Here is a 13,631-nt window from a genome sequence, read left to right as displayed (position 1 = left end):
TTTATAGATCTCCTTGAATGCTTGCACGAAAGCCAAATACCCGGCGTTTACCGCGATAGGCTATCAATGTGACTTGGCGTTGCTGACCCGGCTCAAAACGCACGGCGGTGCCGGAGGTGATATCAAGACGATAACCGCGACACTTTTCCCGCTCAAATTTAAGGGCCGGATTGACTTCATAAAAATGATAGTGTGAGCCGACTTGAATCGGGCGATCACCAGAATTTGCCACCGTCACTGTTAATTGCTCACAACCCACATTTAACTGCAGGTCACCGGCATCTGTTTTTATTTCACCTGGAATCATAAATTGCTCCTTAAAATACTGCTGTCGGCGGTCGGCGGTCGGCCGTCAGCCCGCAACTCGAAGCTCGAAGCTCGAAGGCTCGAAGCTCGAAGGCTCGAAGCTCGAAAGCTCGCAGCTGATAGCTGATAGCCAATCGCCGTGTTAAATAATCGGGTTATGCACAGTCACAAGCTTAGTGCCATCGACAAAAGTGGCTTCAACCTGTACATCGGGAATCAGCTCGGCGATGCCATCCATTACCTGATCGCGGGTCAGTAAAGTACGGCCATAATCCATCATTTCCGCCACGCTTTTTCCGTCACGCGCACCTTCAATAATCTCCATGGAGATATAGGCCATGGCTTCGGGATAATTGAGTTTTAAACCGCGATTTAAACGTCGTTCTGCAAGTAACGCGGCGGTGAAAATCAGTAACTTGTCTTTTTCTCGAGGTAATAAGTCCATAATAATCTCTTTTTATGTGTGTCAGTTATGAGTACCAGTCAGGTGTGCCAAATTCGCGGTTGCACCGCCGTTTTATTCAATAATAAAGGTCGCAATAGTTGCCATAAGCTGATAAATAACTGCTTGCACTCCTGAGCGTGATGCCCTAAATAACGGATCACTAATAAACCGTTAATTTCCGTAATACTGACTTTTTCCTGGGCACTTTCTGCTGTTATTTTTGCTCGAATCTGCATCACTAAGGCTTTATGCTGCTGGGGTTTATTGGAATGCTCAGGGTTATTGTGCAAGATAGGGGCATAGGCTAAAAATGTCGCAAAAACCGTGTTGCCCGCGAGACCTGCCGGGTGCGCCAATAAATTATTGCTTGGTGACAGACTAATACGATCATGATAAATAAGTTTAGCGTCACAAAACAGGCGGTTTAACTGACAGTATTTTCCCTTAATAAAGGTTTGATCTGAATTAGGCAGCCCCAGGCAAGTGATATCCCAACCGAGATAAACACTTGTCGATGTTAAGTTTATATCCACGCTATTAAAGCCGTCGGCACCTTCATAAACGATGGTTTCCTGCGGAAAATTTTCACATTTTGCCTGCGCCTCAAGGTCAAATTGAGTGATTTGAGTCTGCTGAGAATCCCCAATAGTGAGATCTTCACGGGCGCGGTAAAAACGTCCGGCCCCTGGGGTGGTAAATAACAAATGGGCATTTTTTTTTACGTCAATGCCAATCCGCAGCTCATCCCCGGAGACTATTCCCGCGGGTGGATGTAGCAGATAAATATGCGCGCAGTCAGGCCCCTCAGGATAAAACGCTTTCTGCACTGACAGCGGCCCTTTACGTTTGGTGCGGGTCAGCTGCGTACCGACCGGAGTGTCGCTAAATTCCAGCATTAAATGCGCCAGCCATTGGTTTTTTGGCTTTGCTGTGATCGGCGGTTTTGTTATGACAGTGCTTAACATGCTTAAATTAATCATCCTTATTTAACCTTTATTCGGTTTGCCTATCCCGATCTAAGCTTATTTATACCGCTAAGTATTTACCCACCAGCTGATCTGTTAGTTCCTGCATTTCCCCAGAAGCGATAACCTGGCCTTTTTCCATCAGATGGAAATATTCACCAACCGCGCGTGCAAAGGGCAGCTTCTGCTCAACCAAAATAATGGTCATGCCCTGTTCTTTATTTAACTTTAGCAGCACATCGCGGATCAGCTGCACTATATTGGGCTGAATACCTTCGTTGGGCTCATCCAAAATAAGAATATCCGGATTGAGCACTAAGGCGCGGGCGATCGCCAGTTGCTGCTGCTGCCCGCCGGAGAGATCCCCTCCGCGCCGGTGAAGCATTTCCTGGAGCACCGGAAAGAGTTTAAAGATATGTTTTGGTATGCTTTTACTGGGTTGACGCGAACAATTTAAACTTATCTTTAAATTTTCTTCAACGGTCAACTGCGGAAAAATATGACGCCCCTGCGGCACGTAACCGACACCTATTTCAGGGCGCTTTTCGACGCTGCCTTTACTCATGTCGTGACCGTTAATCACTAAACTGCCTGAGCTTATCGGCAATAAACCCATAATAGTTTTCAGCAGGGTGGTTTTGCCTACCCCGTTACGGCCCATAATGCAGGTGCGCGATCCTTGTTTAATATCAAGGGAGAGATCCCATAATATCTGCGTGCCGCCATATTTTTGATCAACCGATTTTAATTCAATCATAATTCAGCCTGCTCCTCACCCAAATAAACTTCCCGTACATCTTTATTTTCCTGAATTTCATTCATTGATCCTTCAGCCAGTACTGAACCCTGATGCAATACGGTGACAGTTCGGGCAATGGAGCGTACAAAGGCCATATCATGTTCAACGACGACCACTGAATGTTTGCCTGCCAGTGAGGTTAATAACTCGGCAGTACGCTCGGTCTCCTGCGCTGTCATCCCCGCAACGGGCTCATCAACCAATAACAGGCGCGGCTCTGCAGCGAGCAGCATGCCAATTTCGAGCCACTGTTTCTGGCCGTGGGATAAACGCCCGGCCGGGTAGTGGCGCTCGGCAATCAAGCCGATAGTCTCAAGCACTTCATCTATTTTATCTTTTTGTGCGCCGCTGAGTTTATGAAACAGTGCGCTCCAAATGCCTTTATCGCCTTTAAGGCTGAGCTCTATATTTTCAAATACGCTCAGCGCTTCAAAGACCGTAGGTTTTTGAAACTTACGTCCTATTCCCGCGCGGGCAATCTGCGATTCATCAAGCTCCAGCAGATCTATCTGCTGACCGAAACTGACTTTACCTGTGTCGGGCCGGGTTTTGCCGGTAATAACATCCATCAAGGTGGTTTTACCCGCCCCGTTGGCACCGATCAGGCAGCGCAGCTCGCCATCTTTGATATACAAGTTGAGATCGTTAAGGGCTTTAAAACCGTCAAAGCTCACACTGACCCCTTCCACATATAAGATCATGCCGTGCGAAGTATCCGGGCTAATCGACTCTTTTGAAGAGATGGGCGAGCCGTGTTTATTTACTATCATGATTTACTCTCCGCGGCTGTAGTTGCAGTGGTGGAGGGGGCTTGTGGCTCGTTTGCCGGCTGTGTGGGTGGATCGAGTTTATTGAGCACACTGGCAAACAGACCCGCAATTCCTTTGGGTAATAACAGGGTGACTAAAACAAACAGGCCACCCAGTCCAAATAGCCATACTTCGGGCATAATCGCGGTAAAACGTGTTTTTGCATAACTGACCACGACTGCGCCAATAATTGCGCCATATAAAGTGCCGCGTCCGCCGATGGCGACCCAGATAACAATCTCAATGGAATTCAGAGGTGAAAATTCGCCGGGATTGATCATGCCGACCTGGGGGACATAGAGTGCACCCGCCAGACCTGCCAGCATTGCCGAGACAACAAAAATCCACACTTTGTAATGTTGGGGTTTATAACCAACAAAACGCACTCGGTCTTCAGCATCGCGAATCGCGGTGACCACTCGGCCCATTTTTGAGTTAACAATAAAATGGCTGACTGCGTATCCAAAAGCCAGTGCAACGGCTGTGGCGACAAACAGTGCCAGTTTGGTATCCGGTGACTGCAATGAAAAACCAAAAATCTCTTTAAAATCAGTTAAGCCATTATTACCGCCAAAGCCCATTTCATTACGGAAGAATGACAGCATCAGTGCATAGGTCATTGCCTGGGTTATAATCGACAAGTAGACACCGCTTACCCGGGAGCGAAAGGCCATCGTACCGAAAATGTATGCAAGCAGTCCGGGGCCGGCAAAGACCAGTAATACCATAAACAGGACATTATCCGAGCCCGCCCAGTACCAGGGCAATTCAGTCCAATTTAGAAAGACCATAAAATCGGGCAGATCCGGGTTGCCGTAGACACCGCGATCGCCTATCTGGCGCATCAGATACATCCCCATAGCATAACCGCCGAGCGCAAAAAAAGCGCCGTGGCCCAAGCTTAAAATACCGCAATATCCCCAGACTAAATCGACTGCCAGTGCGAGCAGGGCATAACAAAGATATTTTCCGAGCAGGGAGACAGTATAATTACTGACATAAAAAAATGAGCCGGGTGCAAAGGCTAAGTTACACACTGTCACATACAGGGTTGTGATAAATAAAATCGCAATCACAAAATGTAAACTGTTAAGTTTTTTAAAACCAGGTGAATGAAGTAAATTTTTCATTATTCAGCAGACCTCCCTTTTTGAGGAAACAAGCCCTTAGGTCGTTTTTGAATAAACAAGACTAACCCGACCAGGACGATGATATTAGCCAGAACAGGCCCCATCGACGGCTCTAAGAATTTGTTAAAGGTGCCCAGCGTCATTGCGGCCACTAATGTGCCCCATAGGCTACCGACACCACCAAATACCACCACCAAAAATGAATCAATAATATAGTCCTGTCCGAGGTTAGGGCCAACATTGGTTAACTGGCTTAATGCCACACCGGCGATGCCCGCAACGCCTGATCCTAAGCCAAAGGTGATGGCATCAACCCATGAGCTTTTTATGCTTAGCGCGCGTGCCATATCGCGGTTTTGTGAAACGGCCCGCACATGCAGTCCCAGCGATGATTTTTTCAAAATCATTAATAAAGAGAAAAACACCATCAGCGCGAATATAATGATATATAAACGGTTATAGGTTAATGAAAAAATAGGATTAATTTCCAGTGAGCCGCTCATCCACTGTGGCGCTTCCACTTGACGGTTGAGCGGTGAGAAAACCGTTCTTACTAATTGCTGTAAAATAAGGCTGATACCAAAAGTAGCCAACAGCGTTTCTAACGGGCGTCCTTTTAGAAAACGGATCACGCCGCGTTCAATTAACACACCGACTAAACCTGACACCAAAAAGGCAGCGGGCACCGCCATCAGCAGTGAATACTCTATTAAATTTGGAAAGGTTTGCTGAATCACATAAGTGGTATAGGCACCAAGCATCATCATTTCACCGTGGGCCATATTAATCACGCCCATGACTCCAAAGGTAATAGTCAAACCGATGGCTGCCAGTAATAAAACCGAGCCCATGCTTAAGCCAAAGAAGAGATAATCAAGCAGCTGGTAGAAATCACCATCCTGTTCCATTTGACCAATAGCACGGGTGAGTGCTTTATGAAGTTCGCTCTTATCTTGTGAAATAGATAAGTCTTGTGAAGCAGATAATTTTTTAAGCTCTTTTACCAGTGCATTTTTAACCGTCGGTTCCAATCTGCCTTCTAACTGGCTAATAGCGGCGAGTTTTTCAGCCGTCTGACCTTTCTCTAACTGCTCAATCAGCAGCACCACGGACATCAGTTCGCGTATCTCTTTTTCCTGCTCTGTTTTTATTAATCGCGTAATGCTGGTTATGCCGGTTTTACTCGGGTTATCTAAAAGCTGCTTAATAGCCTGCAGGCGAACGGCAGGAGAGCTATTGGATAAATACATATTGGCCAGCAAATCACGAATTTGCCCGCGGATACGGTTATTAGTTCTGATTTTTTTGAGTGCATAAATACTGACGGGTGCTAATGCTTCGGTCTTTAAAACAGACGTTAAATCATAGGTTTGTTGCTGGTTTGGCTGAGCATAGACAAGCTCGTTAGCGGCTTTCAGGTAATACAGCTCGCCCTCCATTAAGTGCTGCAGCAGTTCCGGTACTTGCGGTGATGGTTGCGCTGCGATTTTATCTACTAAAGGCGCCATTTTGGATAATTTGGTTGACGGTAACTGCGCAAGCAGTGTTTCGAATTGAGTGTTGCTCTCTGTTGCCGGCGCATTTTCGGCAAGGGCAAACCACGACATGCAGGAGAAAACCAACAGGGAAAATATTCGTAACATTAGCTTTTCCTTAATGTTAAATAATCTACTTCTTATAAAAAAGAGAGGTATTGTTACCTCTCTGATAATCACTTTATATTCACTATAACTGAGGTTTATTCACCAGAGCATTTAGCTGTTTTGATATTAAAGTTGCCACAGCTCACGGGGGCAGTCCAATCTGAGATTAAGTCTTTAGAGACGGGTAGAAAATCTGACCATGCATCACCGATAACTGTATCAGGTGTTGACCAAACGACTTCAAACTGACCATTTGCTTGAATTTCACCAATCAGTACAGGCTTAGATAAATGGTGGTTGGCGTTCATCACGGCAATGCCGCCGGTTAAGTTAGGTACTGCTATGCCAATCATCGCTTGTTCAACGGCATCAACGTCCGTCGTACCCGCTTTCTCAACCGCTTTGACCCACATTTTGAAACCTATATAGGTCGCTTCCATCGGATCATTAGTCACGCGTTCATCATCGCCAATAAATTTTTTCCAGCTTTTGATAAATTTGTCGTTTTCTTCTGTTCTAACACTTTGGAAGTAGTTCCAAGCTGCTAAGTGGCCCACTAGCGGAGTGGTATCAAAACCAGACAGCTCTTCTTCACCGACAGAGAATGCCATTACAGGAATATCTTCAGCTGAAATGCCCTGGTTACCCAGTTCTTTGTAGAAGGGGATATTAGCGTCACCGTTAATGGTTGATACAACAGCTGTTTTCTTACCTGTTGAGCCAAATGTTTTCACATCAGCAACAATATTCTGCCAGTCTGAATGACCGAAAGGTGTGTAGTTGATCATAATATCTTTCGCTTCGACCCCTTTTGATAACAGGTAAGCTTCTAATATTTTATTGGTGGTACGCGGGTAGACATAATCTGTACCTAGTAATACCCAACGTTCTGCCCCGATATCATTCATCAGGTAATCAACCGCAGGAATAGCCTGCTGGTTTGGTGCAGCGCCGGTGTAAAATACATTTTGCGATGACTCTTCACCTTCATACTGAACCGGATAGAACATCAGTCCATTGAGCTCTTCAAGGACAGGTAATACAGACTTACGCGATACAGAAGTCCAGCTGCCGAAAATAACATCGACTTTTTCTTTGGCAAGCAGCTCGCGTCCTTTCTCAGCAAAAAGAGGCCAGTTTGAAGCTGGATCAACGACCACTGCTTCCAGTTTTTTGCCAAGCAGACCGCCTTTGGCATTTTGATCCGCTATCATCATCAGCACGGTATCTTTGAGTGTTGTTTCACTGATAGCCATAGTGCCTGATAAAGAATGTAATACGCCGACTTTGATGTTCTCTGCTGCATAGGTTAAATTGGTCATTAACCCCGTCGCAACAATTGAACTGGCTAAAATAAGCTTTTTAAATTTCATAGTGAATTTCCTTTATCTTTATCATTAGGTGTTAAAACTTTTTTATCGGCTTAAATGACCGGCTAAAAATCTTAATCACAACCTTTACTACAAGTGGGCTTAGTATCCGGTAATTTAGGCAAGCATTAAATGCGCAGAAAGACGCAATAGACTACGTAAAACTACGCATATAAATGGCTCTGTTAGTGCTATAAAATATGCCGGCAAACTGAACTAACTACGTAAAACTATGCATACAAATGGCTTTGCTGGTGGTATAAAGTAGTTGGTCATTTACACAAAAACCAAACCTATTACGTCAATCTATGCGTATAAATGGCCATGCTAGTGGTATGAAATAGTAGAATATTTGCCCCAAACTAAGCCAGTTAAGCTCAACCTATTCATTTAGAAATATTTATTTAAACTAAGTCACTTAAAGCAAGTCGTACCTTATGATAGCTAATCAGAAAATAGTAAAAGCCCGCCGTACTTATAATAAGCTCGTTGCTAACGAGATGATGGAAGATTTTGCCCTACGTTTTACGGCGAGACGTGCCAGAAAGTGGTCATTAAACCGTATTTCCGTGACGGCATTAGGGACGGTCTCTTTTCTGGTATTAGAAGCGATTGGCGGGGCGATTACGCTTAACTACGGCTTTGAAAATTCGGCGTGGGCGATTTTGGCGGTGACTTTTATTATCTTTTTTACCGGGCTGCCGATCAGTTATTACGCGGCAAAATACGGTGTAGATATCGACCTGCTCAGCCGTGGCGCCGGATTTGGTTATATCGGTTCAACCATTGCCTCCCTTATCTACGCTTCTTTTACTTTTATCTTTTTTGCCCTTGAAGCCTCTATTATGTCAATGGCGCTGCAAATGCTGTTTGGATTGCCCTTATCAATAGGTTATATCATCAGCGCATTATTGGTCTTGCCCTTAGTGACACACGGTATTACCTATATCAGCCGTTTTCAGGTGTGGACACAGCCCCTGTGGATTGCACTGCAGCTGCTGCCGCTGTTTTTTGTTTTTACACACGCCGACAGTCAGCTCGATGCTTGGGTTAACTTTACCGGCAAAGTGGGGGAATCTGGCGGGTCATTTAACCTGTTATTGTTTGGCGCTGCGTCCGCGGTATTGTTATCTTTAGTGGCGCAGATTGGCGAGCAAGTGGATTTTCTGCGTTTTTTACCTGAAAAACCGCAGCAGGGTGCGTGGCGATGGTGGCTGGCTCTGATTGCTGGTGGACCGGGTTGGATTTTTTTTGGTGCATTGAAACTGTTTTTAGGATCCTTTCTGGCCTATTTTGCGCTGCAGCAGGGGATAGCGAGCGATCTTGCGGGCGATCCCGCACATATGTATCAACTTGCCTACGGTTATGTTTTTGCCAATCCTCAAATCAGTATGATTGTGGCCTGTACTTTTGTGGTCATTTCGCAGTTAAAAATCAATGTTGCCAATGCTTATGCTGGCTCGCTGGCATGGTCAAACTTCTTTTCGCGAGTGACCCTTACTCATCCCGGCCGTGTGGTGTGGATGTTATTTAATGTCGCGATTGCTTTATTGCTGATGGAACTTGGAATTTACCAAGCTATTGCCAGCATGCTGTCGGTTTATTCGGTGCTTGTTTTAGCCTGGCTAAGCTCAGTGGTTGCGGATCTTGTTATTAATAAACCTTTGGGGATAAGTCCCAAGCATATTGAATTTAAACGCTCCCATTTATACGATATTAACCCGGTCGGTGTTGGTTCAATGCTGATCGCGTCATTGGCCGGTTTTAGTGCACATCTCGGCTGGTATGGTGAAACCATAAAAGCACTGGCCTCTTTTATTGCCTGTTTTTTACCTTTTATCACTGTGCCCTTAATAGGCTGGTTAACCCAAGGTAAGTATTATTTAGTGGCAAGCGATAGAACCCCAATTCATAAAATCACTAAGTGCCATATTTGCGAAAATGCCTTCGATCCTGAAGATATGACATTTTGCCCTGCCTATGGCAAAGCGATTTGTTCCCTGTGCTGCAGTTTAGATGTGCGTTGTGGTGATAAGTGCCGTCCGAACGCAACTTTATCGCAGCAGACGCATGATTTTTTCAGTCGTTTTTTAAGCGCGCAATTGCTTAGAAAACTGGCCAGTCCTCTTAGCCAGTTTCTCGCGCTGACTTTTACCTTAAGTTTTCTCAGTGCTGGTATTTTGTTTTTGATCTATCAGCAGGTTCCTTTGGATGATCCCCGCGTTAAGCAGGTCTTTGCCAGTACTCTGGTCAAAATATTTTTTTTACTGCTTATTATTATCGGGGTGGTGAGCTGGCTGTTTATTTTAGTGCGCAGCGGCAATCAGACTGCATTAAAAGAGTTACGCTCCCAGACCAATGCGCTGGCCAAAGAGAGTAACGCTCATGAACAGACCTCATCTGCACTGCAGGTGGCCAAAGAAGTGGCAGAAGCGGCTAATGAAGCAAAAAGCCGTTATCTGGCCGGGTTAAGTCACGAGCTGCGCACGCCGCTCAATGTATTATTGGGTTATGCGCAGTTACTTAGCCGCGATCCGGCTCTGCCGTTCAAGCAGCGTGAAATCATTGGCATTGTGAAACGTAATGGAGAGCACTTAGCTGATCTTATTGAAGGTCTTCTGGAAATATCTAAAATTGAAGCCGGCCGGGTCAACCTGCAGCGTGATGAATTTAATTTAAAAGCGATTCTGCAGCAACTTGTTGATATGTTTCAGATGCAAGCCAGTAAAAAAAGGCTTAAATTCTATTATCTTGCCAGTCCTAATCTGCCCGATTATGTGGCCACGGATAAGCAGCGCCTGCGGCAGATTCTGATTAATTTAATCTCCAATGCCATTAAATACACTGAGCAGGGGTCCGTCACTTTTAAAGTCACCTATCGCAGTGAAGTAGCGCATTTTAGCGTGATTGATACAGGCCCGGGTATTTCTAAAAGTAATCAGGAGCTGATTTTCAAACCCTTTGAGCAGATTAGGAACGATCATACAAAAGCGATTAGCGGGACTGGGCTGGGGCTCACTATTTCCCGCTCCTTGGCAGAACTGATGGGCGGGGAGATAAGTTTAACTAGCAGTATAGGCCAGGGGTCGACCTTTAATTTCCGCTTAATGCTGTTTAAATTGCATAAAGATCCGAAAGAGCCTGAGTTTAATAAATTGCAGGCAACAGGCTATAGCGGCAAAAAACAGACCTTGTTAGTAGTTGATGATGAACTTAATCAGCGCGCCTTAATGTCTGATTTATTAAAGCCGATTGGTTTTGATGTGTTACTGGCAGAAAATGCTCAGCAGGGTTTCACTCTGCTCGAAGATGAGGATGTAGATCTGATTTTATTGGATGTGCGCATGCCGCAAATGAACGGTTGGGAGATGGTTAAACTGCTACGTGAAAGGCATTATGCTATGCCTGTGCTGATGGTCTCGGCAAATGCCCGTGATGCCGAGTATAATTTACAGGCAGAAGGTTATCATAGCGGCTATATTGCAAAACCGGTCAATTTAGATGCTTTACTGGGAAAAATTGCGCAGTTATTGAATCTCCACTGGCGCTATAAAGAGAGCGAAAAAAACCAGACGCCAGCCCTTAGCAGACCGGATAAACCAGGGGTGCCGAGGGAGCAGTACCAAGCCTTAATCGCCCTGGCTGAAATTGGTTATTTGTCGGGTTTTAAAGATAAATTTGCCGAGATAGAATCTCAATATTGCTATCCGCAAGCGAGTGCATCACAAATTAAGGAGTATGTTGAAGTGTGTGATTTTCCTAAGATCATTGAATATTTAAGTGAGTTAAATCATGAAGCATAATAACAGTGATGTTGTTTTAGTGGTTGATGATTCCCCGGAATCTTTAGGCATGCTCAATGTTGCTCTTAATAGTCAGGGTTATACTGCGCTGGTTGCTCTGAATGGCTTACAGGCGTTAGCTATCGCCGAGAAAGTGCCACCTGATGTGGTGTTATTGGATGCTATGATGCCGCAAATGGATGGTTTTGAAACCTGTCGGCGTCTTAAGCTTATTTTGCCTAATACCCCGATTATATTTATGACCGGATTAACCGATGTTGAAGATGTGGTGAAAGGTTTTGAAGCGGGAGGGGTCGATTATGTCACTAAACCTATTTCACCCGATGAAGTTATCGCGCGCATTAAAAGACATATTGAAACGGCGAAATTGGCATTAAGCGCGCAGGATGCACTTGACCATGCGGGTAAAAATGTATTTTGTGTCAGTGAATTAGGTCGGCTTTCCTGGGCAACTCCTTATGTGCATGCTTTAATAGAGCAGACATCTGGGGACAATCCAAGTCCGTGGGCGAGTATGGCGCTATTAATAGAAAACTGGTTAAAAACCGACAAATCGCAAAATCTGAAAATAAACTGTTTTTCGGATCAGATAGAAGTGTATTACGAGCGCCAGCAGGAAAATATGCATCTTCTGCGCATTGTCCAAAAAGCACCGCAAAAAAATCCGCAGGATTTAAAAAATAAACTTCCCATCACCAAACGTGAATCGGAAGTGCTGTATTGGGTTTCCTATGGTAAAACAAGCTGGGAAATTTCACTTATTTTAGAGATGAGTCCGCGCACTGTTAATAAACATTTAGAGCAGATTTATAAAAAACTGGGTGTCGATAATCGTACCTCCGCGGCGGCAATATCTATTCGCATACTGGAAGCTTAATCTGTGGCAGCATTGGTTTATTTATAAAGGTTTGGGTTATGTCCCATCTTTCTCTTTGCGCAATATACTCAAATATTGTGCTGTGGAGTAAAGTTAAACCATCTGCATTCAGTAGGCTATAATTTAACTTATTCATTTTAATATGATTTATTTTTATAAAAAAGTGCATACTTACAGGTATAATAATATAATGTTGGAAAGGTATAAGATAGAAACCTTATGAAATTTAAACTTATCCCCTCTATTGAATAACCTGGTGTCAATCAACAAACACTAAAAAAAAGCACATCCTAATAAAGATTTTTTAGTTCAATAGGGCCATAAAAAATAAGGGTAATTTGTTTGAGTGTTTACAATGTAAAACGTAAATGTTCTAAATAGGTTGATGGGATTACATGGGATTACATGGGATTACATGGGATTAATGAAACAGTATAAAAATGCTATAATGTTTGGTTATAGTTTTGTTGTCGAGTGCCTTCCTGAAAATAAAAAAGAGTGAATGTCTCTACTGTGCGCCATTTATGCTTATCGTCCATCATTTGCCTGATAAAAATAGGCTTAACTTTAATATAAGAAACTTAAAAAAACTATGAAATTCAGTGACATAAAAACTGAGCATAAATTTAATGACAATATCACCCCGTTAGTGATGTGCTCGCGGTGAAGCGCCCAAGGAAATATTTAGGCGTGATTCCGGAAAGTAGTCCATGCTTAAAAGATTTAGCAGTCAATTTAAAGGACTTTGTTGTTATGTGGAAGGGTAGCTATTACCTGACAACCATTCTCCATAATGCGCACCCTCCCCCCTACCATAGTAAAAAAATCTGCAACTTGTTATGGTAAATCTAATAAAAATACACTTCGGAAAATATTGGGTTTAACCACATAACTATTGGACTTAACAATATAACAATATAACTATTAGATTTTATGACCTAACCAAAGGGAACGTATGAATATAACTTTAGCGCTACCGTGCATCGTTTATTGACGACTTATATCAATATGGGCCAAAGATGATTATAGAAGTACAAATTTATTTATAAACTAGCAGGTTAAGCAATAGCAAGATAATGATCTTTTTTGGACTGATAAAACAGCGCGAATTAGGCTGCGGAATTTATAGAAGCCTAAGATTCATGAACAATCAGATAATAACTAATAGAGAAAAAATTATGCCATTAGAAATAACAAAATATAACTCAAAAGAAGCCTTAGTAGATGCGTTTGCTGAACATATCTACGAACATGGATATAAGCGCGAAGAGTTTAAATTTTTAGATGTAGACGGCGGAAGATCGGGTATGTCATTAGCGAAAGGGGCAGCTAAATGTCTCCTCGAATTTGTTGAGCGCTACGAGACGGCGGAAATCGGTGTGCCTGAAACTGCAAGATGGTGTATTAATGGTTCTCCCTCTTTTGGCTATGCGGAATAAAATAAAGCTGATGAATGACGGGGAAATATTTTTACGTTATGAAAT

General features: G+C 43.7%; 11 protein-coding genes. 3 read left to right on the top strand and 8 right to left on the bottom strand.

Annotated features, from left to right (window positions below):
• Nucleotide 1: 1 nt before the first annotated feature.
• The 8 genes from PING_RS15420 to urtA all read right to left on the bottom strand — a co-directional run bounded on the left by PING_RS15420 (nt 2) and on the right by urtA (nt 7,470).
• Nucleotides 2-307 (bottom strand): urease subunit beta, encoded by a 306-nt coding sequence (locus PING_RS15420; protein ID WP_011771249.1) that lies wholly within the window; start codon nt 305-307, stop codon nt 2-4.
• 141 nt (nt 308-448) lie between these two features.
• Nucleotides 449-751 (bottom strand): urease subunit gamma, encoded by a 303-nt coding sequence (locus tag PING_RS15415; RefSeq protein WP_011771248.1) that lies wholly within the window; start codon nt 749-751, stop codon nt 449-451.
• Nucleotides 752-789: 38 nt separating this feature from the next.
• Entirely contained in the window at nt 790-1,731 is a 942-nt protein-coding gene (locus tag PING_RS15410) for an urease accessory protein UreD (RefSeq protein WP_011771247.1), read from the bottom strand.
• 46 nt (nt 1,732-1,777) lie between these two features.
• Nucleotides 1,778-2,473, bottom strand: a complete 696-nt coding sequence (gene urtE, locus PING_RS15405) for an urea ABC transporter ATP-binding subunit UrtE (protein WP_011771246.1) — start codon at nt 2,471-2,473, stop codon at nt 1,778-1,780.
• Complete coding sequence (gene urtD / locus PING_RS15400; RefSeq protein ID WP_011771245.1) at nt 2,470-3,285, bottom strand: urea ABC transporter ATP-binding protein UrtD; 816 nt, start codon at nt 3,283-3,285, stop codon at nt 2,470-2,472. The genes urtE and urtD overlap by 4 nt, the downstream gene beginning before the upstream one ends.
• Nucleotides 3,282-4,454, bottom strand: coding sequence for an urea ABC transporter permease subunit UrtC (urtC, locus tag PING_RS15395; RefSeq protein WP_011771244.1), 1,173 nt, complete (start codon nt 4,452-4,454; stop codon nt 3,282-3,284). The genes urtD and urtC overlap by 4 nt, the downstream gene beginning before the upstream one ends.
• Complete coding sequence (urtB, locus tag PING_RS15390; RefSeq protein ID WP_011771243.1) at nt 4,454-6,097, bottom strand: urea ABC transporter permease subunit UrtB; 1,644 nt, start codon at nt 6,095-6,097, stop codon at nt 4,454-4,456. Before urtB ends, urtC begins: the two co-directional genes overlap by 1 nt.
• Before the next feature lie 95 nt (nt 6,098-6,192).
• On the bottom strand, nt 6,193-7,470 hold the full coding sequence (gene urtA, locus PING_RS15385; RefSeq protein ID WP_011771242.1) for an urea ABC transporter substrate-binding protein: 1,278 nt from the start codon (nt 7,468-7,470) through the stop codon (nt 6,193-6,195).
• Nucleotides 7,471-7,904: 434 nt separating this feature from the next.
• Between urtA and PING_RS15380 the strand changes: the two genes are divergently transcribed.
• From PING_RS15380 to PING_RS15370, 3 genes are all read left to right on the top strand, one after another.
• Entirely contained in the window at nt 7,905-11,270 is a 3,366-nt protein-coding gene (locus tag PING_RS15380) for a hybrid sensor histidine kinase/response regulator (RefSeq protein WP_011771241.1), read from the top strand.
• Entirely contained in the window at nt 11,260-12,147 is an 888-nt protein-coding gene (locus PING_RS15375) for a response regulator transcription factor (RefSeq protein ID WP_011771240.1), read from the top strand. The genes PING_RS15380 and PING_RS15375 overlap by 11 nt, the downstream gene beginning before the upstream one ends.
• Before the next feature lie 1,178 nt (nt 12,148-13,325).
• A complete protein-coding gene (locus PING_RS15370; protein ID WP_041766575.1) occupies nt 13,326-13,586 on the top strand; it encodes a hypothetical protein in 261 nt (86 codons plus the stop codon).
• Nucleotides 13,587-13,631 lie beyond the last annotated feature (45 nt).

The sequence above is a fragment of the Psychromonas ingrahamii 37 genome, assembly GCF_000015285.1.
GTDB classification, from domain to species: domain Bacteria; phylum Pseudomonadota; class Gammaproteobacteria; order Enterobacterales; family Psychromonadaceae; genus Psychromonas; species Psychromonas ingrahamii.
The sequence above is the reverse complement of the archived record's forward strand: the minus strand, read 5'-3'. Positions and strand labels throughout refer to the sequence as shown.

Coding starts and splice junctions, on each gene's coding strand:
- urtE (WP_011771246.1), bottom strand. CDS start 2,473: ATGATTGAATTAAAATCGGTTGATCAAAAATATGGCGGCACGCAGATA.
- PING_RS15410 (WP_011771247.1), bottom strand. CDS start 1,731: ATGATTAATTTAAGCATGTTAAGCACTGTCATAACAAAACCGCCGATC.
- PING_RS15415 (WP_011771248.1), bottom strand. CDS start 751: ATGGACTTATTACCTCGAGAAAAAGACAAGTTACTGATTTTCACCGCC.
- urtB (WP_011771243.1), bottom strand. CDS start 6,097: ATGTTACGAATATTTTCCCTGTTGGTTTTCTCCTGCATGTCGTGGTTT.
- PING_RS15370 (WP_041766575.1), top strand. CDS start 13,326: ATGCCATTAGAAATAACAAAATATAACTCAAAAGAAGCCTTAGTAGAT.
- PING_RS15380 (WP_011771241.1), top strand. CDS start 7,905: ATGATAGCTAATCAGAAAATAGTAAAAGCCCGCCGTACTTATAATAAG.
- PING_RS15375 (WP_011771240.1), top strand. CDS start 11,260: ATGAAGCATAATAACAGTGATGTTGTTTTAGTGGTTGATGATTCCCCG.
- urtA (WP_011771242.1), bottom strand. CDS start 7,470: ATGAAATTTAAAAAGCTTATTTTAGCCAGTTCAATTGTTGCGACGGGG.
- urtD (WP_011771245.1), bottom strand. CDS start 3,285: ATGATAGTAAATAAACACGGCTCGCCCATCTCTTCAAAAGAGTCGATT.
- urtC (WP_011771244.1), bottom strand. CDS start 4,454: ATGAAAAATTTACTTCATTCACCTGGTTTTAAAAAACTTAACAGTTTA.
- PING_RS15420 (WP_011771249.1), bottom strand. CDS start 307: ATGATTCCAGGTGAAATAAAAACAGATGCCGGTGACCTGCAGTTAAAT.